This is a genomic window from Streptomyces sp. NPDC037271 (assembly GCF_055603605.1).
The window spans coordinates 306,492-329,595 of sequence record NZ_JBVJVN010000002.1 but is presented as its reverse complement, the minus strand read 5'-3'; the positions used below and the strand labels follow the sequence as shown (position 1 = coordinate 329,595).

General features: G+C 72.8%; 16 protein-coding genes and 2 pseudogenes. 10 read left to right on the top strand and 8 right to left on the bottom strand.

The genetic code is table 11. The features are described from left to right. Window positions 1-9 precede the first annotated feature (9 nt). Together malQ and ACZ7G3_RS06135 are read left to right on the top strand one after the other, a co-directional pair. Window positions 10-2,112 carry a 4-alpha-glucanotransferase gene (gene malQ / locus ACZ7G3_RS06140; RefSeq protein ID WP_470923523.1) on the top strand — a complete coding sequence of 701 codons (2,103 nt, stop codon included), beginning with the start codon at window positions 10-12 and terminating at the stop codon, window positions 2,110-2,112. An 82-nt stretch (window positions 2,113-2,194) separates the two neighbouring features. Beyond that, window positions 2,195-2,476, top strand: a complete 282-nt coding sequence (locus ACZ7G3_RS06135; protein WP_426600518.1) for a hypothetical protein — start codon at window positions 2,195-2,197, stop codon at window positions 2,474-2,476. A gap of 123 nt (window positions 2,477-2,599) precedes the next feature. On the opposite strand, the gene ACZ7G3_RS06130 is transcribed toward ACZ7G3_RS06135, so the two are convergent. After that, the gene (locus ACZ7G3_RS06130; protein ID WP_426600517.1) at window positions 2,600-3,112 is read right to left on the bottom strand and encodes a MarR family winged helix-turn-helix transcriptional regulator; all 513 of its coding nucleotides are present in this window, start codon (window positions 3,110-3,112) and stop codon (window positions 2,600-2,602) included. 105 nt (window positions 3,113-3,217) lie between these two features. Here ACZ7G3_RS06130 and ACZ7G3_RS06125 point away from each other — a divergent pair, with 105 nt between their 5' ends. From ACZ7G3_RS06125 to ACZ7G3_RS06115, 3 genes and pseudogenes are all read left to right on the top strand, one after another. Further along, window positions 3,218-4,168, top strand: coding sequence for an EamA family transporter (locus ACZ7G3_RS06125; protein WP_470923521.1), 951 nt, complete (start codon window positions 3,218-3,220; stop codon window positions 4,166-4,168). 35 nt (window positions 4,169-4,203) lie between these two features. Continuing rightward, window positions 4,204-4,809 (top strand): annotated as a pseudogene (locus ACZ7G3_RS06120) (DMT family transporter); the annotation flags it as partial. Window position 4,810: 1 nt separating this feature from the next. After that, window positions 4,811-5,068, top strand: a pseudogene (locus tag ACZ7G3_RS06115) (LysR substrate-binding domain-containing protein); the annotation flags it as partial. Window positions 5,069-5,119: 51 nt separating this feature from the next. Here the strand turns inward: ACZ7G3_RS06115 and ACZ7G3_RS06110 are convergent. The 3 genes from ACZ7G3_RS06110 to pepN (ACZ7G3_RS06100) all read right to left on the bottom strand — a co-directional run bounded on the left by ACZ7G3_RS06110 (window position 5,120) and on the right by pepN (ACZ7G3_RS06100) (window position 10,417). Next, window positions 5,120-6,460: a hypothetical protein gene (locus ACZ7G3_RS06110; RefSeq protein WP_470923519.1), complete on the bottom strand. Its 1,341-nt coding sequence runs from the start codon at window positions 6,458-6,460 to the stop codon at window positions 5,120-5,122. Between the two features lie 172 nt (window positions 6,461-6,632). After that, complete coding sequence (locus tag ACZ7G3_RS06105) at window positions 6,633-7,514, bottom strand: S1 family peptidase (RefSeq protein ID WP_470923517.1); 882 nt, start codon at window positions 7,512-7,514, stop codon at window positions 6,633-6,635. A 323-nt stretch (window positions 7,515-7,837) separates the two neighbouring features. After that, window positions 7,838-10,417 (bottom strand): aminopeptidase N, encoded by a 2,580-nt coding sequence (pepN, locus tag ACZ7G3_RS06100; protein ID WP_470923515.1) that lies wholly within the window; start codon window positions 10,415-10,417, stop codon window positions 7,838-7,840. Between the two features lie 113 nt (window positions 10,418-10,530). Between pepN (ACZ7G3_RS06100) and ACZ7G3_RS06095 the strand changes: the two genes are divergently transcribed. Further along, window positions 10,531-11,007, top strand: a complete 477-nt coding sequence (locus ACZ7G3_RS06095; RefSeq protein ID WP_470923513.1) for a DUF1203 domain-containing protein — start codon at window positions 10,531-10,533, stop codon at window positions 11,005-11,007. Window positions 11,008-11,026: 19 nt separating this feature from the next. On the opposite strand, the gene ACZ7G3_RS06090 is transcribed toward ACZ7G3_RS06095, so the two are convergent. Next, the gene (locus tag ACZ7G3_RS06090) at window positions 11,027-12,043 is read right to left on the bottom strand and encodes an aspartate-semialdehyde dehydrogenase (RefSeq protein ID WP_470923511.1); all 1,017 of its coding nucleotides are present in this window, start codon (window positions 12,041-12,043) and stop codon (window positions 11,027-11,029) included. A gap of 374 nt (window positions 12,044-12,417) precedes the next feature. On the opposite strand from ACZ7G3_RS06090, the gene ACZ7G3_RS06085 reads away from it, so the two are divergent. Continuing rightward, entirely contained in the window at window positions 12,418-12,954 is a 537-nt protein-coding gene (locus ACZ7G3_RS06085; protein ID WP_426600510.1) for an RNA polymerase sigma factor, read from the top strand. Between the two features lies 1 nt (window position 12,955). Next, complete coding sequence (locus ACZ7G3_RS06080; RefSeq protein ID WP_470923509.1) at window positions 12,956-13,693, top strand: hypothetical protein; 738 nt, start codon at window positions 12,956-12,958, stop codon at window positions 13,691-13,693. A 64-nt stretch (window positions 13,694-13,757) separates the two neighbouring features. Here the strand turns inward: ACZ7G3_RS06080 and ACZ7G3_RS06075 are convergent, their stop codons facing one another. After that, complete coding sequence (locus tag ACZ7G3_RS06075; protein WP_470923507.1) at window positions 13,758-17,066, bottom strand: S8 family serine peptidase; 3,309 nt, start codon at window positions 17,064-17,066, stop codon at window positions 13,758-13,760. 250 nt (window positions 17,067-17,316) lie between these two features. Between ACZ7G3_RS06075 and ACZ7G3_RS06070 the strand changes: the two genes are divergently transcribed. Beyond that, the gene (locus ACZ7G3_RS06070) at window positions 17,317-17,802 is read left to right on the top strand and encodes an NUDIX hydrolase (protein WP_470923505.1); all 486 of its coding nucleotides are present in this window, start codon (window positions 17,317-17,319) and stop codon (window positions 17,800-17,802) included. Between the two features lie 136 nt (window positions 17,803-17,938). Further along, window positions 17,939-19,075 carry a serine hydrolase domain-containing protein gene (locus ACZ7G3_RS06065; RefSeq protein WP_470923503.1) on the top strand — a complete coding sequence of 379 codons (1,137 nt, stop codon included), beginning with the start codon at window positions 17,939-17,941 and terminating at the stop codon, window positions 19,073-19,075. Between the two features lie 96 nt (window positions 19,076-19,171). On the opposite strand, the gene ACZ7G3_RS06060 is transcribed toward ACZ7G3_RS06065, so the two are convergent. Together ACZ7G3_RS06060 and pepN (ACZ7G3_RS06055) are read right to left on the bottom strand one after the other, a co-directional pair. Continuing rightward, on the bottom strand, window positions 19,172-20,251 hold the full coding sequence (locus tag ACZ7G3_RS06060) for a hypothetical protein (RefSeq protein ID WP_470923502.1): 1,080 nt from the start codon (window positions 20,249-20,251) through the stop codon (window positions 19,172-19,174). A gap of 203 nt (window positions 20,252-20,454) precedes the next feature. Next, window positions 20,455-23,034, bottom strand: a complete 2,580-nt coding sequence (pepN, locus tag ACZ7G3_RS06055) for an aminopeptidase N (protein ID WP_470923500.1) — start codon at window positions 23,032-23,034, stop codon at window positions 20,455-20,457. Window positions 23,035-23,104 lie beyond the last annotated feature (70 nt).

Genomic DNA, 23,104 nt, shown 5'->3' with positions numbered 1-23,104 from the left:
AGGTCACAGATGCCAGCAGCCCGGCCGGCCGAGCCCCCCACCGAGGACCTTCCCGAGGATCTGACCCGGCTCGCCGCCCTGCACGGCGTCGCCACCTCCTACAGCCCGTCCCCGGACCGCACCGTCACGGTCCCGGCCACCGCCGTCACCCTCGCGCTGGCCGCCCTCGACGTCGACACGAGCACTCCCGGGGCCGTGCGCGCCGCGCTCGCCGCCCGTGAGGACGAGCTGCGCGCACGCCTGCTGCCGCCCACCGTGGTCGGCCGGCAGGGCGGCGGCACACCGGCCGCCCTGGCCGCCCTGCCCGAGGGCACCCGGCTGCGCGTGGACACCGAACAGGGCGAGACCCGCGCCGACGCCGGCCGGCTCCCGGCCGGTGTCCACCGGCTGACCGCCACCGCGCCCGACGGCCGCACCGCACAGGCCCACCTGATCGTCGCGCCCGCCCGGCTGCCCGCCCCCGCCACCCGCTGCTACGGACTCCTCGTCCAGCTCTACTCCCTCCTCTCCCGCCACTCCTGGGGCATGGGCGACCTCGGCGACCTCAGTGAACTGGCGGCCTGGGCCGGACGCGCCCTCGGCGCCGGATTCGTCCAGGTCAACCCGTTGCACGCGGCCGTGCCCGGCGCCCCCACCGACCCCTCGCCGTACCGGCCCTCCTCGCGCCGCTTCCCCGACCCCGTGCACCTGCGGATCGAGGACGTGCCCGAGTTCGCGTACGTCACCGACCACGAGGGCGCCCGGAACCTGCGGGAGCGGGCCGGACGACTGCGCGCGGCCGTGCTGGAGAAGAACGCCCTGATCGACCGGGACGCCGTGTGGGAGCTCAAGCGCGCCGCCCTCGAACTGCTCCACGAGGTCCCCCTCGGACCCGGCCGCCGCGCCGCCTACTGCGACTACCTCGCCGAACAGGGCACCGCCCTGGAGGACCACGCCACCTGGTGCGCGCTCGCCGAGGTCCACGGCTCCGACTGGCGCCGGTGGCCCGAAGGACTGCGCCACCCCCGCTCGGCCGACACCGACCGCGCCCGCACCGAGCTGATGGACCGCGTCGACTTCCACTCCCGCCTCGCCTGGCTCACCGACACCCAGCTCACCGCCGCCCAGCACACCGCACGCGAGGCCGGGATGCCGGTCGGGATCGTCCACGACCTCGCCGTGGGCGTGCATCCGCGAGGCGCCGACTCCTGGGCGCAGCAGGAGTACTTCGCCGCCGGCATGTCGGTGGGCGCGCCGCCCGACGCCTTCAACGCCCGCGGCCAGGACTGGGGCCTGCCGCCCTGGCGCCCCGACCGCCTGGCCGCCTGCGGCTACGCGCCCTTCCGGCACCTGCTGCGGGGACTGTTCCGGCACGCCGGAGCCCTGCGCATCGACCACGTCATGGGCCTGTTCCGGCTCTGGTGGGTCCCCGAGGGGCGGCCGCCCACCGAGGGCACCTACGTCCGCTACGACGCCGAGGCCATGCTCGCCGTCCTCGTCCTGGAGGCGTCCCGGGCCGGCGCCGTGGTCATCGGGGAGGACCTGGGCACCGTGGAACCCGGCGTGCGCGAGGCGCTGCGCGAACGCGGGGTGCTCGGCACCTCCGTACTGTGGTTCGAACGCGACTGGGCGGGCGACGGCCGCCCCCTGCCCCCCGAACGGTGGCGCGCCGACTGCCTGGCCACCGCCACCACCCACGACCTGCCGTCCACCGCCGCCCGGCTCACCGGCGAACACGTCGAACTCCGCGACCGCCTCGGTCTGCTCACCCGCCCGCTCGAGGAGGAACGGGCCGAGGCGTCGGCGGACGCGGCGGAGTGGCTGGACCTGCTGGCCCGGCTCGGTCTGCTGCGCGGCACCGGCGGCGACACCGGCGCCCCCTCCGAGGAGGCCGGCATCCAGGCCGTCCACCGCTTCCTGCGGCGCACCCCCGCCCGTATGACCGGCATCTGGCTCCCGGACGCCGTCGGCGACCGCCGCCCGCAGAACCTCCCCGGCACCTGGGACCAGTACCCGAACTGGCGCCTGCCCGTCGCCGACGCCGAGGGCCGCCCCGTGACCCTGGAGGACCTGGCCGTCTCACCCCGGCTGCACGGCCTGATCGACGCGGTACGGGACCGCGCCGGCGACTGAGCGGCCCGCCCGGAGGCCGTGCACGGGCCTCGTACGGCACCCCGGGCGCGCGCCCCTGACGGCCGTTCGCTAACTTTGCACCGTGGACAAGAAGAACGCCCTGCGCGCCGGCGCCCTGGCAGCCGGTACGACGCTGATGATGCTGCTCATGTCGTCCCCCGCGCTCGCGCTGACCCGCGACGACGGCGACGACCCCGGTCCGGGCCTCAGCGTCATCGAGACGGTGGGCCTCTACGTCGTGGCCCCGATCGTGCTGTTCGTGGTCATCGCGGCCCTGGTCATGGTCCTGGACAAGTCCAAGGAGGAGCACCGCGTGACCTCCCGCAACATCAAGACCCGGCCCAAGGCCGACGCCAAGGCCTGACGGGTTCCACCCGACGGGCCCACGGCCCGACGGCCCACCTCAGCTGTACCGAGGGCGCCGGTCCTCCCGCAGCCGGCAAGCAGCCGTGCGCGGGCGGGACCGGCGCCTTCCGCATGCCGTGCGCTACCCCTCGGTCGCCGCCAGCAGGTCCCGCAGCAGGTCGGCCAACTGGCCGGCCCGCTCGGCGTCGAGAGCGGCGGACAGGGCCTCCGCCTGCACGGCGAGACCCGCGCCGACCGCCTCGTCGACGAGTTCCCGCCCCTTGTCGGTGAGCGTGACCCTGAGGCCCCGGCGGTCGTGCGGGTCGGGGGAGCGGCGCAGGAGACCGGCCCGTTCCAGTTTGTCGAGCCGGCCCGTCATGCCGCCCGTGGTGAGCATCAGGGTCGCCGAGAGCTGCCGGGGCGAGAGCGCGTACGGCTCACCGGAGCGGCGCAGCGTCGCCAGGACGTCGAACTCGCCGCGGGCGATCCCGAACCCGGCGTAGGCCCTGTCCATCCGCTCGCCGATCGCCCGCGAGAGCCGGTTGACGCGCCCGAAGACCTCCATCGCGGTGGTGTCGAGGTCCGGCCGGACCACCGCCCACTGGCCGATGATCGCGTCGACCGGATCCTTGTGCTGCTCGGGGCGCTCACTCATGGGACGAGTATCGACGGCCGTCAGGTCGGCCGCAAGAAAGTGGCTTGTCAATAAGTAGCTTGTCAGTAAGCTACTTATTGTCGACCTATTCGAAGGGGGCCTTCCGTGGCCGCGAACCGTCCCGCCCTCATCGCCCTGACCGCCCTCGCCCCCGTCTCCTGGGGCACCACCTACGCCGTCACCACCGAGTTCCTGCCACCGGACCGGCCCCTGTTCACCGGGTTGATGCGCGCCCTGCCCGCCGGCCTGCTGCTCCTCGTCCTCACCCGGGTACTGCCGCGCGGCGCCTGGTGGTGGAAGGCGGCGGTCCTGGGTGCGCTGAACATCGGGGCCTTCTTCCCGCTGCTGTTCCTCGCCGCCTACCGCCTTCCGGGCGGCATGGCCGCCGTCGTCGGCTCCATCGGCCCGCTCTTCGTCGTCGGGCTCTCCGCGCTGCTGCTCGGCCAGCGGCCCACCACCCGCTCCGTGCTCGCCGGGGTCGTGGCGGCGTTCGGTGTGAGCCTGGTGGTGCTGAGGGCGGCCGGGGCGCTCGACCCGCTCGGCGCGCTGGCCGCACTCGCCTCCACCGCCTCCATGTCCACCGGCACCGTGCTCACCAACCGGTGGGGCCGGCCCGACGGCGTCGGCCCCCTCGCCCTGACCGGATGGCAGCTGACCGCGGGCGGCCTGCTCATCGCACCGCTCGCCCTCCTGGTCGAGGGTGCCCCGCCCGCGCTGGACGGCCCGGCGGCCGGCGGCTACCTCTACCTGGCGCTGGCCAACACGGCGGTGGCGTACTGGCTCTGGTTCCGCGGCATGGGCAGGCTCTCCGCCACCCAGGTCACCTTCCTCGGCCCGCTCTCACCCCTGACCGCCGCCGTCGTCGGCTGGGCGGCGCTCGGCGAGACGCTGACGCCGGTGCAACTGGCGGGCATGGCGCTGGCGTTCGGGGCGACGGTCGCCGGGCAGCTCACGTCGCGGGGCGGGACCGCGGCGCGGCCCCGACCTTTCAGGTCTCCTGCACGGAACAGTCGAAAGGATTCGATGGACCTGACGGGTGCGACGCTGCGACGGTAGAGCCACCGCCATCGCCGACCAGCGAAAGGAACTCCGTGGCCGTAGTCGAACGCCGGATCAGCACCGAGGCACCCACCGCCGCACGGCCGGGACCGGCCGCCCCCGCCGCCCTCGGCATCGGGCTCGCCGTCCTCGCCACCCTCGTCTGGTCCGGCAGCTTCGTCACCTCCCGGGCCCTCGGCGACAGCGTCCCGCCCGTCCAGCACGCCTTCTGGCGCTGGGTGGTGGCCCTCGCGGTCGTCGCCCCGTTCGGTGCCCGGCGGGCCCGGCGGGCCTGGCGGCAACGCGCGCTGATCCGGCGCCACCTCGGCTTCGTCCTCCTCGCCTCCCTGCTCGGCGTCACCGTCTACCACACGCTCGTCAACCAGGCCGGAGTCACCACACCCGCCGCCAACATGGGCATGATCATGGCCGCGTCCCCGGTGCTGATGGCGCTCTGGGAACGGGCGGGCGGCACACGGCTCGGCCCGCGCCGGGTCGCCGGGCTGCTCATCGCCTGCGCGGGCGTGCTGCTGCTGGTCGGCGGCGGGGCCTCCTTCTCGGCCGGCGACCTGTGGATGATCGCCGCCGCCTGCTGCTTCGGGTCGTACAGCGCGCTGCTGCGCCGCAGGCCCGCCGAACTGGGCGGCGCGGCGTTCCTCCCCGTACCAGGCCCACACGGCGGCCGGCTGGACGGCGATCCTCGCGATGGTCGGGGCGGGCATGGGTGTGGCCCTGGTCCCGCGCACGGCGGCCGTGCCGCGGACCGGCGCGGTGATGCGCGAGCTGCACGCGGACCGGCCCGTCCGGCACGTCGTCGTCGCGGTGCGCAGGGGCGGCGGCGAGGGCGCGGCCGTCGGCACCGTGCCGGCGGCCCTGCGCACGGCGGCAGGGGCGCGTCTCGACAAGACCGACCGCTGAGCCCCCGCCCCCGCCCCGCACAGACGCACCCCTCATCCCGGGGGAAGGCACTCAGCGCTGTGGTGTGGTGCCCGGCCGGAACGTCACGTGCGGGGTGTAGTAGAAACCTCCGCCGCTGACCCGGTTGCCGGTGACCGCGACGTCGCTGACCGGCGAGACGAACCCGACCGTGTCCGCGCTCACGCGGACCGCGTTGCGCGAGGCCCCCGAAGCGCCTGCCGCCACGGTCACGTGGTTGTCGACGATGTCGACCCCGGAGACGGGATTCGGCCCTACCTGGACCGGCGGTCGGCTGAAGATCCTCGCCGACACGGAGCTGACGTAGACCCCGCCTACGCTGTTGTTGATCGTGTTGCCGCGAACGACGATGTCGGTGGTGTTCATCGCGCCGATGGCGTCCCACTTGGCGTCGTCGACGACGTTGCCCTCGATCAGCACCCGCGCGTGCACCTGGCCGACCTTCTCGCCGCCGGTGTGCGATCCGACCAGCTTCGCCCAGGACGGCTGGGATCCGGACGCACCCGCGTAGTTGCGCTGGACCTGTACGTCCACGGTCGGGGTGCCGTCGCTGGCCCCGGCCCATGTGTTGCCGGAGAGGGGCAGGTCGAGTTGGACCGCCTCACCCTGCCACAGGCCCCACGTCGGATTCTCGACCCAGCCCTTGAAGAAGCAGTCCCGGACCGCACCCCGGCGCACGGCGTTGAGTTCGACCGCGTGCCACCACTTGACGTTCCAGATGGTCACGGCTTCGACCTCCACGTCCTGGGTGTGGGTGAAGGTCAGCACGTTCATCGGCGGTGCCTTGTCGGCACGTGCCCGCGCGGTGCCCGAGTCGTTCCACACCCACGCGGAGATGGGGTCCCATTCGCCGCCCTTGACCATGATGTTGCCCGGGGCCGAGTAGCCCTCCGTGGCAGGAGGAACATGGTTGAGCAGCATGGTGGCGGCCCTGGCACCGCTGACCGCGGGCGCGCTGAACGCCCCCTGGCTGTCCGTGACGTACTCGGGACTGGGGGAGTGCTGGTTCGTCCGGTCCAGCGTGTACTTCCGCGTGACGGTGCCGAATTTGGCGACGAAGCGCGCACCGGTGCCGTCCAGGACCGTGTTGCCACCGATGATCAAGGTGTTGAGCAGCGTGTAGGTGGGTACGCCCGCGTACCCGGCCTTCACGATGATCCGGCCCTTGTCATCGACGCCGTGCGGACCGACGATGCCCGCCGCCGCGTCGTCCAGCGCCTTGCGCAGAGCACGGACGTGCGCTGCCTCGCCCGCGACGGACGGATTGATGCCCACGGCGTCGGCCCGGGCCGCCGATGCCGTGCCCCCCACGACCGCGACCGCCCCGGCCGCCATGCCGCCGCGCAGCAGCCCTCGTCGGCTGATCCCTGTCATTTTCCTGCCCTGCCTCCCGGCGTACCGCCGTCGCCGACGGTGCCCGCTCTCGAATTCGATGACTTCATCAACTGGCGGCGGTCCACCAGCACCTCGGGGCCATGCGAACCGGCCGTTCGCGGACAGCCTGTTCACGAACGGCCGGGTATCAGAAGGACGCGGAGCCGCGGCTTCAGAGAGTGATCACGACCTTGCCGCTGTCCCAGTAGGTGCAGTGGTCGGTGCGGACCGCGACCCTCCCGTCCTTGGTGTGGACGAACATGTCGGCCTCGCCGTCGCCGTCGACGTCGGCCGAGTGGCTCCGGTCGCGGTTGCGGACGTCCTTCACCCAGCCCGCCAAGCCGTCGACCCTGGCGTCCACGGCACCGGTCCGGGTCTCCGTCCCGCCGAAGCACCCGCCCTGCCAGGAACGGCTGTGGATGGCGGTCAGCTCCACCCCACTGTCCGTGCGGCGCAGAGCCGGGCCCCCGGTGTCACCGGCGCAGACGGACACGCCGTCCTGACCGGTCAGCGCCACGGTGGTGTCGGTGGCGGAGTCCACCCGGAACTCACCGGTGTGCAACTGGGTCGGGACCCACTCGGTGCGGGCCCGCCCGAATCCGGCACCGATCAGGGTCTCACCCGCCTCGGGGGCGTCGGCGGCCAGCCCCACCGGCGCGACCGTGGTGACGGGCTCGGCGAGCCGGACCATGGCCACGTCCCGGTCGTCGCGCGGGACCACCTCGACGATGCCGAGGGTCCGCGTGCCCAGGGTCGCCGTGGACTTCAGCGCGGGCTTGCCCGCCTCGACCTCGCCGCCCGGAGTGGCGGCGAAACAACTCGTGGCGGTCAGCAGCCACTGCTGGTGCACCAGCGCGGCGGAGCAGCCACGCATGGCGTCACCCTCGCCGGTGACGAGCCGGGCGGTGAAAGCGTGGTCCCCAGCGGCCGCGGGCTCGCCGGAGACCGCCTGCGCGGCCGGCGCAGCCGTGAGCAGGCCGGCGGTGGCCGCCGGGGCTGTGCCGGCGTTCAGAGCACCGCGAGCCCGTCTGGCGCGGATTCCTCTGTTGAACAACGTACTTCCTTCCTCGGTTGCACAGCTGACAGGGCGTCCTGTCGGCGGCCGCGTCACAAAGGCCTCAACCGGTGCATGCAACGGGGTGCTTGGAGTCCGGGTCTCGTCCAGGGACAAGTCCCCCATAGAAGCCGGGCCTTGGCTCGGACGTCCAGTAGGGGAATCGGGAAGAAGCGAACAACCGACGATTATCGATCATGACCTGCGTCACACGCGGAAAGGTTGTACTGACTCAGACAAAGAATCGCCGACCCGGCCGGCTGCAGCGCGAACGGCAACGGGGCGCCCGGTACATCACCGGGCGCCCCGCTTGGTCGTGCTGCCTACTTCGCCGCCGCGTCCGCCGCCTGCGCCTTCAGCGCGCGCTCGACGCCCGAGCGGGACTCCGACACCAGCCGCCGCAGGGCCGCGTTCGGCTCCGCGGAGGACAGCCAGGCGTCCGTGCGGTCCAGGGTCTCCCGCGACACCTGCACCGCCGGGTACAGGCCGACCGCGATCTGCTGCGCCATCTCGTGCGAACGGGACTCCCAGACGCCCTTCAGCGCCTCGAAGTACCGCTCCGTGTACGGCGCCAGCAGCTCCCGCTGGTCGGTCTGGACGAAGCCGGCGATGACCGCCTCCTGCACGGCGTTCGGCAGCTTGTCGGACTCCACAACCGACTCCCAGGCCTCCGCCTTGGCCGCCTCGGTCGGGCGGGCGGCACGCGCGGTGGCCGCGTGGCGCTCACCGGCGGCCGTCTTGTCCCGCTCGTACTCGCTCTGGATCTCCGACCCGCCGAACCGGCCCACGGCCGCCAGCCGCTGCACGAACGCCCAGCGCAGCTCCGTGTCGACGGCCAGGCCCTCGATCGTCTGCGTGCCGTCCAGCAGGGCGTCCAGCAGGTCCAGCTGCTCCGGCGTCCTGGCCGTCGCCGCGAACGCGCGCGCCCACGCCAGCTGGTGGTCGCTGCCCGCCTCGGCGGCCCGCAGGTGGGCCAGCGTGGCCTCCGTCCAGCGGGTGAGCAGCGCATCGCGGGCGGCCGGGTCGGCGTACTGGTCGATGGCCAGCTTCACCTGGCGGTGCAGCGACTGCACGACGCCGATGTCGGACTCCTTGCCGATGCCGGACAGCACCAGGGAGAGGTAGTCGCGGGTGGCGAGCTCCGCGTCCCGGGTCATGTCCCACGCCGACGCCCAGCACAGGGCGCGCGGCAGCGACTCGGCGAAGTCACCCAGGTGCTCGGTGACGACGGCCAGCGACTGCTCGTCCAGACGGACCTTGGCGTACGACAGGTCGTCGTCGTTGAGCAGCACGACCGCCGGGCGGCGCTTGCCGACCAGCTCCGGCACGGCCGTCAGCTCGCCGTCCACGTCCAGCTCGATACGCTCGCCGCGCACCAGCTTGCCGTCGCCGTCGAGGTCGTAGGAGCCGATCGCGATGCGGTGCGGCCGCAGCGTCGGCTCGCCCTTGGCACCCGCGGGGAGCGCCGGGGCCTCCTGGCGGATCGCGAAGGACGTGATGACCCCGGTCCCGTTCTCGCCGTCCGTCTCGATCTCCGGGCGCAGCACGTTGATGCCGGCCGTCTCCAGCCACGCCTTCGACCACGTCTTCAGGTCGCGGCCGGAGGTCTCCTCCAGCGCGCCCAGCAGGTCGGACAGGCGCGTGTTGCCGAACGCGTGCCGCTTGAAGTACGCCTGCACGCCGCGGAAGAACGCGTCCTCACCGACGTACGCCACGAGCTGTTTGAGCACCGAGGCGCCCTTGGCGTACGTGATGCCGTCGAAGTTGACGAGCACGTCGTCCAGGTCGCTGATGTCCGCCATGATCGGGTGCGTGGACGGCAGCTGGTCCTGCCGGTACGCCCAGGTCTTCATCTGGTTCGCGAACGTCGTCCACGAGTGCGGCCACTTCGAACCGGGCGCGTCGGCCTGGCAGGCGGCCTCCGCGTAGGTGGCGAACGACTCGTTCAGCCACAGGTCGTTCCACCACTCCATGGTGACCAGGTCGCCGAACCACATGTGCGCCAGCTCGTGCAGGATCGTCGCCGCCCGCACCTCGTACGCGGCGTCCGTGACCTTCGAACGGAACACGTACTGGTCCCGGATGGTCACCGCGCCCGCGTTCTCCATCGCGCCCGCGTTGAACTCGGGCACGAAGAGCTGGTCGTACTTCGCGAAGGGGTACTGGTAGTCGAACTTCTCCTGGAACCACTCGAAGCCCTGCCGGGTCACCTCGAAGATGGCGTCCGCGTCGAGGTGCTCGGCCAGCGAGGGGCGGCAGTAGATGCCGAGCGGCACCGACTGGCCGTCCTTCTCGTACACGCTGTGCACCGAGTGGTACGGGCCGACGATCAGCGCCGTGATGTACGACGAGATGCGCGGAGTCGGCTCGAAGACCCAGACGTCGTCCTGCGGCTCGGGGGTGGGCGAGTTGGAGATGACCGTCCAGCCCTCGGGCGCCTTCACGGTGAACTGGAAGGTCGCCTTGAGGTCCGGCTGCTCGAAGCTCGCGAAGACGCGGCGCGCGTCCGGCACCTCGAACTGCGTGTACAGGTAGGCCTGGTCGTCGACCGGGTCGACGAACCGGTGCAGGCCCTCACCGGTGTTGGTGTACGCGCAGTCGGCGACCACGCGCAGGATGTTGCGCCCCGGCAGCAGCCCCGGCAGGGCGATCCGGGAGTCCTGGAAGACCTCGGCGGCGTCGAGGGCGTCGCCGTTCAGCGTCACCTCGTGGACCGTCGGCGCGACCAGGTCGATGAAGGACTCGCCGCCGCCCTCGGCGACGTCGAAGCGCACCGTGGTCACGGACCGGTAGGTGCCGCCCTCCTGCGCGCCGGTGAGGTCGAGATCGATCTCGTACGAGTCAACGGTCAGCAGCGTCGCCCGCTGCCGCGCCTCTTCGCGAGTCAGGTTTGTGCCAGGCACGCGGTCATCTCCTCGTTATGTGTGGGTTGCGCCATCCTTCCACGTGGCCGGTACGGAACGCGATGTCCATTTCCCGCCGGTGCGCGGACCGGGCGCGCGCGAGCCTGGGGGCCATGCAGCACTACACCGCACGGCCGATCCCGCCGGCCGCCCTGAAGGAACTGCGCACCACCGACGACGCGGGCCGCGCACCCGCCCCGTTCACCGACGACGAGGGCGGCGCACCCCTGCGCTGCTGCCTGCGCCGCAGCCGCCCGGGGGAGAGGATCACGCTCGTCTCGTACGCCCCGCTGCGCCGCTGGGCCGCCGAGACCGGCGCCGACCCGGGCGCCTACGACGAGCAGGGCCCGGTCTTCGTCCACGCCGAGGAGTGCGCGGGACCGGAGGCGGACGGCCTCGCCTTCACCGACTCGCACCGCGTCCTGCGCCGTTACTCCACCGACGGGCACATCGTCGGCGGGCGGCTGATCGGGGACCCCGGCGCCTTCGCGTACGCCCTCCGGGAAGCGTTCGACGACCCGGCCGTGGCGTTCGTCCACGTCCGGGCCGTCGAGTACGGCTGCTTCCTCTACGAGGTGAGGCGGGGCTAGCTCCGCCGGCCCCGGGGGCCTAGCCCTTCAGCTCCGCCGCCACCAGCTCCGCGATCTGCACCGCGTTCAGGGCCGCGCCCTTGCGCAGGTTGTCGTTGGAGACGAACAGGGCGAGGCCGTTGTCCACGGTCTCGTCCTGGCGGATACGGCCCACGTACGACGGGTCCTGACCGGCCGCCTCCAGCGGGGTCGGCACCTCGGTGAGCGCGACGCCGGGGGCACCGGCCAGCAGCTCCTTGGCGCGCTCCACGCTGATCGGGCGGGCGAAGCGGGCGTTGATCTGGAGGGAGTGGCCGCTGAAGACGGGCACGCGCACGCAGGTGCCGGAGACCTTCAGCTCCGGGACCTCCAGGATCTTGCGGGACTCGTGGCGGAGCTTCTGCTCCTCGTCCGTCTCGTGCAGGCCGTCGTCCACGATGGAGCCGGCCAGCGGAAGCACGTTGTACGCGATCGGCGCCACGTACTTCTCCGGCTTCGGGAACTCCACCGCCGAACCGTCGTGGGCGAGCCCCGGCGCATCCGCGCCGACCTTCTGGACCTGCTCGAACAGCTCGTCCACGCCGGCCACGCCGGAACCGGACACCGCCTGGTAGGTGGCGACGACCAGCGCCTGAAGGCCCGCCTCCGCGTGCAGCGGCCGCAGGACCGGCATCGCGGCCATCGTCGTGCAGTTCGGGTTGGCGATGATGCCCTTGGGGCGGTCGGCGATCGCGTGCGGGTTCACCTCGGACACGACCAGCGGGACCTCGGGGTCACGGCGCCAGGCGGAGGAGTTGTCGATCACGACCGGTCCCTGGGAGGCGACCTTCTCGGCCAGCGCCTTGGACGTGGCGCCGCCCGCGGAGAACAGCACGATGTCCAGGCCGGAGTAGTCGGCGGTGGCCGCGTCCTCCACCGTCACGCCCTCCAGCTCCTTGCCGGCGCTGCGGGCGGAGGCGAACAGGCGCAGCTCGGTGACCGGGAAGTTCCGTTCCGTGAGGATCCTGCGCATGACCGTGCCGACCTGACCGGTGGCTCCGACGATTCCGACCCTCACGGTGACTCCTTCTCCGTCTGTGCGCGTGTCTTCACGCGCGCGTTGCTCGGCCGAGACTTTTCCATCATGGGGCGAAGCCCGGCCCGCCTGTCCAATTCTTTGCGCCCCGTGCCCGCACCCTGGGACGCGGCGGCTCGGACAGCAGGCGCGGTCCTTCGGCGGAAACCCGTGCTGAACTGCAGAAATTCACCTCCGCCGGGCCCCGCGCCGCAAGCTGTGCTGTTCCGGCCCCTGCCCATCCCTTCCCCCCTCACACGACGATGTGACGCACGCCTCGCGCGCCTCGTGCCGGAGCGCGGCCGGCCGGGCGAACGTTTCCGGCCCCGCCGGCGTCATAGGGGAAACGCGGCCGGGCCCTCGGGCCTGGGGGAGGGGTGGCTGTGCTGCGCAGGAAGGCCCGCCGCGGCCAGGGGGACGCCGTACTCGACGATCCCCTGGACGCGGCCCAGGAGCGCAGGGTGCGGGCGGTGCTCGCGCTCGGCGGAGTGCCGCAGGCGGACCTGCCGGACGGGGTGCAGCAGGTCCGGCTGCGGCTGCTGGAGCGGACGGCGAGCGGACGCGAGGCGCCGCGCGACGTGTCCGCGTGGGCGGCGGTCGTCGCCTCCAACCTGGCCATGGACTGGCACCGGGCCAGGCGCCGCCAGGACCGGCTCGGTGAACGCCTCGCCGCCCTGCGCCAGGCGGAGCAGCCCTCCGGGGAGGACACCAGCGTGATCTCCCTCGCCGTCGCGCAGGGCCTGGACGAGCTGCCCGACGCCCAGCGCCAGGTCCTCGTCCTGCGCTTCTACGCCGACCTGCCGGTGCGCGGCATCGCCGAGGAGCTCGGCATCCCCGAGGGCACGGTCAAGAGCAGGCTGCACACGGCGGTGCGGGCGCTGCGGGCCCGCCTGCACGAGGACGAGGTGGTGTGAGATGGCCGCCGAACAGCATCCCGGTGGGCAGGACGCGCTGATGGCCGCGCTCACGGGCGAGCCGCTGCCGCCCGGGGCGGACGCCGGCGCCGACGCCGAGTACCGGTCGGCGGCGGCCGACGTGGCGCTGCTGCGGGAGCAGCTGGGGATCATCGGCCGGTCGCTGAGCGAACCGCCACCCGGCCCCGGGACCTCCCCGGTGGGCGAGCCCGCTCGCCGCCCCCGGCGCCGTCCGCTCGCCCCCGCCTTCGGTGCCCTCGCGGCGGCCTGCGCCGCCACGGTGGTGACGGGCCTCGGATGGCTGGTGGTCCAGGGCGGAAGCGGGACCTCCGACGACACGGCGAGCGGCAGTGCCGAGGCGAGCGACCGGCGGGCGGACTCCGCCGAGGCCGGCGGCGTCGCCTTCGGCAGCCCCCGCTACCTCGCCTGCGCCCGTCTGGTGGCCGAGGGCAAGGTGACCGGCTCCGAACCGGTGCCGGGGGCCCGGCAGCACCGGATCACCCTGGACGTGACCCGCTCCCACAAGCCGCGGGAGCGGCCGGGGAAGACGGGCGAGCGGATCACGTTCGTCCTGGACGACACCACCGCCCGGCTCGCCGTGGGCGACCGCGCGCTGATCGGCATCCCGCTGGACGGCGACAGCCCGGACGCCGTGATCACCGGCGAGGAGGCCATCGCCGCCGAACGCGCCTGGATCACCGCGTCCCTGCCCGAGGCCCGCACCCGCACCTGCGACTGACGCCGGCACGCGGAAGGGGCGGGCGCCCCGCGGAGCGCCCGCCCCCGATGCGTGCCGCACCGGACTACGGCACGACCGTCCCGATCCGAACGCTGCCCAGGCCCGCGGCCGTGCCGTGGGCGTTCACCAGCTGGACCTGCCCGAAGAACTCACGTCCTTCAGGCGCGGCGGCCAGCGCCGTGACGCTGCCGGAGACCGTCGCCGAGTCGCCCGTGCCGAGCTTCACCGGCGCCGAGCCGTCCACGGTGACCGAGCCGAGGGACGCGGCGAAGTACACGTCCCGGTAGTCGTACTCCGTGCTGCCCGACGGCACCGCGTAGCCCACGACCTCGACGGTGTAGGCGCCGGCGGCCGGCTTCGGCACGGAGACCGACTCCTCCGAGTCGCCGTCGGCGGACTGGCCGACGACGTTGCCGTCCTTGTCGTAGACCGTCAGGTCCAGGTCGGCGGCCGCGTCGGAGACGCCCCCGATGACGACGTCCAGCGACTCGGCGCCCTCGGGCACCTCTACCGTGGACCTCTTCGTCTCACCCTGCGCGATCGACGGGCGGGACGTCTCGGCCGAGCCGAGCGGGCCGCCGACCAGCTTGCCGTCGATCGGGCCGTACCGGTTCGTCACCTTCCAGGAGGCGTCGGCCGGGGTGCCGGCCTTGGCCTCGGGCACGGTCACGACCTCCGGGTCGAACACCGCGCCGAGGACGGTGACGTCCAGCTCGTACGGGTTGTCCAGCAGCGGCGAGGTGCGCCGCGACTCGACCTCGATCTCCCAGACGCCGGGCTGCGGGTCGGCGTACGCGCGCACGTCGGGCCGGCAGCCGTTGCCGTCGAGGTAGTTGTTGTAGCAGTACGGCGTGGAGGTGTTGTCGACCGGGACGCCGTACGGGTGGAGGGCGACGAACCGGGTCTGGCTCCCGTCCTTCAGCCCGCTCATCGCCACCTCCAGCGTCTTGGCGCCCTCGGGGACGGTCACGAAGTACGACTCGGTGTCGTTGCGCTGCACGGAGCCCTTCGCGGAGAAGTCGTACTCCAGCGGGGCCGAGGCCACGACCGTGGTCAGGACCAGCTTGTCGGTGCCCTCGGTGCGCGGGTCGTCGACCTCGAGGATCGCGCTCTTGATGCCCTCGGAGCGCGGCTTCGCCTGCACCTTGACGGTCACCGGCTCGTTCAGCGGCAGCTTCACCTCGTCGGAGCCGACGATCCGGAAGGTGCGGTCGGTGTTGTTCTCGAAGTGCAGCTCGTGCCGGATCGCGCGGTCCGCGCCGGACGTACGGGTGAGCGTGATGTCGTACGTCTTGCGCTCGCCGGCCTTCAGGCCGCCCTCGCGGTCGTAGAGGCCGGTGCCGTACCCCGGGGTCTCCAGGAGCTGGTCGATCGCGGTGTCCACCGGCGCCTTGACCGTGTACTCGTGGGCGGTGGCGCCCTTGCGGATCGCGCGCCAGGCGTCGGGGATGTTGATGAGGCCCGCGCCCTCCTCGTACGCCTGCACGCCCTTGATGTGGTCGGCGGTGGAGGTCAGGGCCGTGCGCAGCTTGGCCGGGGTGAGGTCGATGCCGGCCTGCTTCGCGGCGGACAGCAGCAGCGCGGAGGCGCCGGCGGCCTGCGGGGACGCCATCGAGGTGCCCTGGAGCATGCCGTAGCCGGCGGGGAGGTCGTAGCCCGCCTCCGGGACCGGGGCGCCGGGCATCCAGGTCTGGATGGTGTTGACGGCGGCGCCGGGCGCGGTGAGTGTCGGCGTGAAGCCGCCGTCCTCACGGGGGCCGCGCGAGGAGAACGGCATCATCGCGTACTTGGTCTTCACCGCGGAGCCGTAGTTGGCGGCCCAGGTCTCGCGGGAGACGGACGCGCCGACCGAGATCACCTTGTCGGCGAGCGACGGGTCGCCGATGGTGTTGGCGCCGGGGCCGGAGTTGCCCGCGGAGATCACCAGCTGGACGCCGTAGGTGTCGATGAGCCGCGTGTACAGCTCGGCGCGGGCGTTGTTGCCGTCGTTGAGCGCGGGGAGGCCGCCGATCGACATGTTGACGATGTCGACGCCCCGGTTGACGACGAGGTCGAACATGCCCTCGGTGAGCGCGACGTTGGTGCAGCCGCCGCTCCAGGTGCAGGCGCGCGACGAGACGATCTTCGCGCCGGGCGCGGCGCCGTCCATCCGGCCGCCGAACAGGCCGTTGGCGGCGGCGAGGCCGGCCACGTGCGAGCCGTGCGAGCCCTCGATGACGCCGATGTTGACGAAGTCGGCCTTCGCGCCCGCCCCGTTGTAGACGACGTCCTTACGGATCTCGACGACGAACGGCTGGCGCTCGGCCACGTCCGTCTTCGGGTCGTCGGTGCCGAAGTACCCGATCTGGAAGCCGTCCTTGTACGGCTTCATCGGGGTGTCGTCGGCGAAGTCGTGGTTGCTGTTCAGGTCGACGCGGACCGTGCCGGCCGCCGCGTCGTAGAGGACGCCCCAGGAGTCGATGGTGTCGCCGTCCCGGTTGGCGTCGCCCCCGGCGTCACCACCGGTGGTGTACGACTCCAGGAAGGTGCTGACCCGGTAGGAACCGGCCGGCGCCGTCCATGTCCGCCCGCCGTAGGTGAAGGTGGGTCCGGAGACGGAGGTGGTCATCGGGCGCCAGGTCCGGTCGCCGTCGACGACCGGGTCGGTCGCGGTGACCCAGTCGACGATCTTGCGCTCGCCGGTGGTGGTCTTCTGCAGCGCCGGGTGGGCGAGGTCGACGCCCGAGTCGAGGATGCCGATGGTGACGCCGCGGCCGTCCGCCTTCGGGTGCTTCTTCACGAAGTCGACGGCGCCCGTCTCGAAGGACGGGTTGTACGGGTTCTCGGCGGGGGTGCGGCGGTCCGGCGCGGGGTAGGAGCGGCCCTTGTGGTGCTCGCCGCCCTTCGCCCGGTCCGCGCCCGGCGTCGGGTCGTCCAGCGGGATCTCGTCGCGCAGGTCGATGCCGTGCACGGAGGAGAGCTTCACGGCGGCGGCGATGGCCGAGTCCGCCTCGGCGGTGGGCACGGTGGCGCGGACGTAGCCGAGTTCGTCGTAGGTCCGGCCGACGGAGCCGCCGCCGACCGCGTCCAGCTCCTTCGCCACCTGCTCGGTCTCGCCCGGCGCGGTGGCGACCATCATCGTGACGTTCTTCGTGCCGTCGGCCTTCGCCTCGGCGAGCAGGTCCGCGTCGTCCGAACCGAGCTTGTCGGGCGCGGACTTGACGCCCCCGTCGACGGAGGCGTCGACGGGGGGCGCGGTTCCGGGACCGTCGGCGGCGAAGGCCGCGGGTATCGGCCCGGCCGCGCAGAGCGCGGCGACGAGGCCGGTGGCCACGGCAAGGCGGGCCGCGCGTCTCGCGCCCGTTATCGGTTCGCGCTGGGGGCTGTGGGTCATCGGCATCCCTTGTAGGTGAAGGAACGTGCGACAACGACCGGGGCCGATCGGTCCTGGCCGAAGCAGTCCGGAATCCGATCCCGGACGACCGCTCAGCTTTACGCAAGGGTTCACTGTTTGGGGAGAGTTGTCCGGGACGGGATGGAGCCATGGCGTACTTCCGCCATACGCCATCGGGGACACAAGGGGCGGGCTGTGACAATCCTGTGAGCCGCACCCCGGCCCGCGCCCGGCGGGTTAACGTCCCGGAGTGCGCCGAAAGCTGAGGGTGGCGGCCTACGCCATATGCGTCCGTGACGGACGGATCCTGCTCGCCCGGTCACCGGGGCCCGGCGGGGTCCCCGAGTGGGTGCTGCCGGGCGGCGGCATGGAGCACGGCGAGGACCCCCACGACACCGTCGTGCGCGAGGTCGGGGAGGAGACCGGCTACCGCGTCGAGCCCACCGCCCTGCTCGGCGTCGGCTCCCACCGCGTCACCCGCCCGAGCCGCGCCGGGCTCGGAGGTCTCCTGCGGCGAACCGTCGACCACCACGGCGTACAGCTCGTCTACGAGGTCCGGGTCACCGGCGGTGACCTGCGGTTCGAGATCGGTGGCTCCACGGACCTGGCGGCCTGGCAGGACCTGACCGCCGTCCCGGGGCTGACCCGGGTGCCGATGGTCGACATCGGACTGCGGCTGTGGCGGGAGAGACCGCCGTCGGGACGGGCGGGACGCCTTCGGAGCGAGGAAGGCTGAAACGCGCTCAACCGCCCGAGGGCGCGGCAACCTTCCCGCCGCCGGTCCGGTCCCTCTCGCCGACCGAGCAACGCAGCGAACGCAGACGACGCAGATGACGCAGACGACGCAGACGACGCAGACGATGGGGGAAGACATGACCGCTCGCGTACGGACCAGCCTGGTGGCGGCCACCGCCGTGGCACTGTCGGTGGCGCTGGCCGCCCCGGCCGTGGCGGCGCCCGGCACCGGAGGCCACGACGCCACCCGCCGCGCCATGGAAGCCGCGGTAGCGGACGGCGTGCCCGGCGTGACCGCGACCGCCCGGGACGGCCACCGCACATGGTCCGAGACCGCCGGCGTGGGCGACCTCAGGACCGGCGAACCGCGCTCGGAGCGGGACCGCTACCGGGTCGGCAGCATCACCAAGACCTTCGTCGCCACCGTCCTGCTCCAGCTGGAGGCCGAGGGCCGGCTCTCGCTGGACGACACGGTGGACAAGTGGCTGCCGGGCGTGGTCGAAGGCAACGGCCACGACGGCAGCCGCATCACCTTGCGCCAACTCCTCAACCACACCAGCGGGATCTTCAACGTCACGGCCGACGAGGACTTCGCCCGCGCCTACTTCACCAAGGACGGCTTCCTCGAGCACCGCTACGACACGGTGACACCGCGACAGCTGGTCGCGATCGCCATGACCCACGAACCGGACTTCGCCCCCGGCGCCGACTGGAACTACTCCAACACCAACTACCTCCTGGCCGGCATGGTGATCGAGGAGGTCACCGGCCGACCGTACGGCGACGAAGTGCGCCGCCGCGTCATCGAGCCGCTGAAGCTGCGTGCCACGTCGGTCCCGGGCACCCGGACCGGCCTGCCGGAGCCCAGCAGCCGCGCGTACTCCAAGCTGGACGGGGCGGTCACCGGCCGCACGTACGACGTCACGCGGCTCAACCCCTCCATCGCCGGCCCGGCGGGCGAGATGATCTCCAGCTCCGCCGACCTGAACCGCTTCTACACCGCCCTGTTCCGCGGCAGGCTGCTGCCCGCCGAGCAACTGGCCGAGATGACCACCACGGTGCCCGCGGAACCGGGTGCCGACTACGGCCTCGGCCTGATCAAGCGCGAACTCGACTGCGGAGTGACCGTCTGGGGCCATGCCGGCGGCATCCACGGCTCCCTGTCGAACGCGGTGACGACCGGGGACGGCCGGCACGCGCTCGCCTTCAACTTCAACGGCGACTGGTCGGGCGACGGCGAGGCGGTGATCCAGGCGGAGTTCTGCCCCGAGTAGACGCGCCGCGCACGAGCGGACGCGCCACGCACGAGGAGGGGCCCCGGCACCGCGGCGGCCCCTCCTCTCCCCTCCTGGTGTCGTCCCGGTCCGTCACTACCGGGGCAACACCACGACATACGCGGCGGGTTCCCGGTCCCCGGCCGCCATCAGCGCCGTGCGGACGACGGTCGCCTGATGCTCCGGGCAGTCCCGCAGCTTGCGCGGCGTGAGGTGCACGACCGTGATGCCCAGCCGTTCCAGGTGCTCCCGCTTGCGCGCGTGCTCCGCCCACAGCGCGTCGTCGTCCTGCTGCCGGTGGGCGCGGGTGTCCAGCTCCAGCGCCACCGCGTGCTCGGGCCAGAAGGCGTCCACGCCGCCGAGGTGGGGGCCGCCGGGCAGGGCCAGGCCGACGTTCCAGACCGGTTCCGGCAGGCCGTGCTCGCGCACCATCCGGTACAGGCGCTGCTCGGCCAGCGCCCGCCCCTCGGCGGCCAGCGAGTCCACCGCGTCCACCACGTGCGGGCGGCTCAGCAGCCGGGCCCGGTTCAGTTCCCGCACCACCGCCGCCGGTTCGCAGTGCCCGCCGCGCACCGCCTCCGTCAGCAGCCGGCGGACGACGCCCGCGTCCGCCGGCTCCGCCACCGCGTCGGCCAGGGCCCGCGCCACCGGGGCCACCGGAACGCCCGTGACCTGCACGGGGGTGGGCAGCGCGGTCGTGCGGACGATCCGCGCGCAGCCCGTCGTCCGCAGCCGGCGCAGCCTCGGGACCAGGACGTCGATGACGTCCAGGGACGGCAGCGGGGGCGTGGCGGAGAAGCCGTGCAGCGTCAGCGCGGCCAGTCCCGTGATCATCGCCTCCGCGTAGGCCGGGGCGGGCGGCCTCTCCTCCCCGCCCGGCTGGACCGGCACCGAGGCGGTGACGCCGGCGGCCGCACCGCCGTTCACGCCGCCGGTCCGCTCCCGTGCCGCGTACAGCAGCACCGCGTGCAGACGCTCCTCGCTGGTCGGCGGGCCCGGGTGGAGCAGGACGACGTTGGGGAGGATCTGCTGCCAGGGCCCGCCGGGCCGGCACTGCTCGTTGGTCTCGGCGGCCAGGACACCGTGCGCCCGCAGCTGCGCCGCCGTCATCAGCCGGCGCCGGCTGTCGGCCAGGTGGTGGAGGATGCGAGGGGAGAGCGGGGTGTTGTGCGTCATGACCGGGACTTTCCCGTGTCCGACCCGCTCTTTAACCGCTGTTACAAGCTCATCGACAAATCCGGACAGGACCGCCCTAAAGGACGGGTGTTCGGATGCCGAAAACCCCTGGTCCGCTCGGTGCGGGCCAGGGGTTACGGCTGCTGTTGCCCGAATTCCGTAACGATGACGGAACGCTCAATCGTTGGCCAGAGATCGGGGGTTCAGCGTCCGGCAGCCGCGTCGCACGCCTGACCCCGCAGTGCCCGCGCCAGGTCGTCCCGCGCCTCCAGCACCAGCCGGCGCAGCGCGGGCGCGGCCCCCTCGTGCGCGGACAGCCACGCGTCCGTCGCCTCCAGGGTGTCCTGGGAGTCCCGCAGGGACGGGAACAGCCCCCGCACCACGTCCATCCCGATCTGGATGGACCGCTCGTCCCACACCCGCTCGATCGCCGCGAAGTACTTCTCGGCGTACGGGGCGATCAGCTCCCGCTGCGAGGCCTGCGCGAAGCCCGCGATGGTCGCCTCCACCAGCGCGTTCGACAGCGCGTCCGACTCCACGACCTGCGCCCAGGCCTGTGCCTTCACCGCCGCCGACGGGCGGGCCGCCAGGCAGCGCACCTGGTGGCGCTTGCCGGAGGCCGTGTCGTCCCGGGCCAGCTCGGCGGCCAGGACGCCCTCGTCGGCCTCGCCGTGCGCGGCGAGCGGCTCCAGGAACGTCCAGCGCAGCTCCTGGTCCACGTCCAGACCGTCGATCTTCTCCGTGCCCTCCAGGAGCCCCCGCAGCAGCCTCAGTTCCGCCTCGCTGGAGGCCACCGCCGCGAAGAACCGCGCCCACGCCAGCTGCTGCTCGCTGCCCGGCACCGCGTCCCGCAGCTCCCGCAGGGCGCCCTCGCCGAGCAGCCGGCCGCCGGCCTCCCGCCACTGGGGGGCCACGTAGTGCGTCAGCGCCGAGTTCGCCCAGGCGTGCAGCATCTGGAGGACGCCGATGTCGGACTCGCGCCCGGCGAAGCGCATCACCAGGCCGGCGAAGTCCCGGGCCGGCAGCAGCGCGTCCCGGGTCATGTTCCACAGCGCCGACCAGCACAGGGCGCGGGCCAGCGGGTCGGTCAGGGCGCCCAGGTGCTCGCGCAGCGTCGCCAGCGAGGTCTCGTCGAAGCGGGTCTTGCAGTACGTCAGGTCGTCGTCGTTGACGAGGACCAGCTCGGGCGCCTCGGCGCCGGCCAGCTCCGCCACCACCGTGCGCGGCCCGTCGACGTCCACCTCGGCGCGGGCGTACCGCTCCAGGGCGCCCTCGGCCGTACGCCGGTACAGGCCGACCGCCACCCGGTGCGGGCGCAGCTCGGGGTGGGACTCCGCGGCCTCCTGCACCACCGCGAGCTCGTCGACGCGGCCCTCGGTGCTCAGCAGCACCTGCGGGGTCAGCGAGTTGACGCCCGCCGTCTGGAGCCAGGACCGCGCCCAGGCCGCCATGTCCCGCCCGCTGGTCTCCTCCAGCACGGACAGCAGGTCGCCGAGGCGCGTGTTGCCGTACGCGTGCCGCTTGAAGTAGCGCCGGGCGCCCTCCAGGAAGGCGTCCTGGCCGACGTACGCCACCAGCTGCTTGAGCACCGAGGCGCCCTTGGCGTACGTGATGCCGTCGAAGTTGAGCTTGGCGTCCTGGAGGTCGCGGATGTCGGCGGTGACCGGGTGGGTGGACGGCAGCTGGTCCGCGCGGTAGGCCCACGCCTTGCGGCGGTTGGCGAAGGTGATCCAGCCGTCGGTGAAGCGGGTCGCGCCGACCAGCGAGAAGGCGCCCATGAAGTCGGCGAACGACTCCTTCAGCCACAGGTCGTCCCACCACTCCATGGTGACCAGGTCGCCGAACCACATGTGCGCCATCTCGTGCAGGACGACGTTGGCGCGGCCCTCGTAGGAGGCCTGCGTCACCTTGCCCCGGAAGATGAACTCCTCCCGGAAGGTGACCAGTCCCGGGTTCTCCATCGCGCCGAGGTTGTACTCGGGCACGAACGCCTGGTCGTACTTCCCGAACGGGTACGGGTAGTCGAAGTGGTCGTGGAAGAAGTCCAGGCCCTGCTTGGTGACCAGGAAGACGTCGTCGGCGTCGAAGTGCGGGGCGAGCCCCTTGCGGCACATCGCGCCGAGCGGGATCTCCAGCCGCGTGCCGTCCTCGAACACCCGCTCGTAGGAGTCCGTCACGTAGTGGTACGGACCCGCGACCACGCACGTGATGTACGTCGAGATCGGCTTGGTCTCCGCGAACCGCCACACCCCGTCGGCGCGTTCACCCGCGCCGTTGGACCACACCGTCCACTCCTCGGGCGCCCGCACCTCGAAGCGGAAGGGCGCCTTGAGGTCCGGCTGCTCGAAGCCCGCGAAGACCCGGCGGGCGTCGGCCGGCTCGTACTGGGTGTACAGGTACACCTCGCCGTCCTCCGGGTCGACGAAGCGGTGCAGGCCCTCACCGGTGCGGGAGTAGGCGCACCGGGCGTCGACGACCAGCTCGTTCTCGGCGGCCAGGTCCTCCAGGGCGATGCGGGAGCCGTCGAAGACCTCGCTCGGGTCGAGGTCGCGGCCGTTGAGGGAGACCGCGGTGACGCTCGGTGCGATCAGGTCGGCGAAGCTGCTCGCGCCGGGCTCGTTGCAGCGGAAGCGGATCGTGGTGACGGACCGGAAGGTGCGCGGACCGTCGCCCTCCGCCTCACCGGTGGCCGAACGCACGTCGAGGGACACGTCGTACCCGTCGACGGACAGCAGGGCGGCCCGCTCCCGGGCCTCGTCGCGGGACAGATTCTCACCGGGCACGGGCGGCACTCCCTCGGGTGGTGTTCAGCATGCGGACAGCACCGATCCTGCCATGTGCCCCTGACGCACG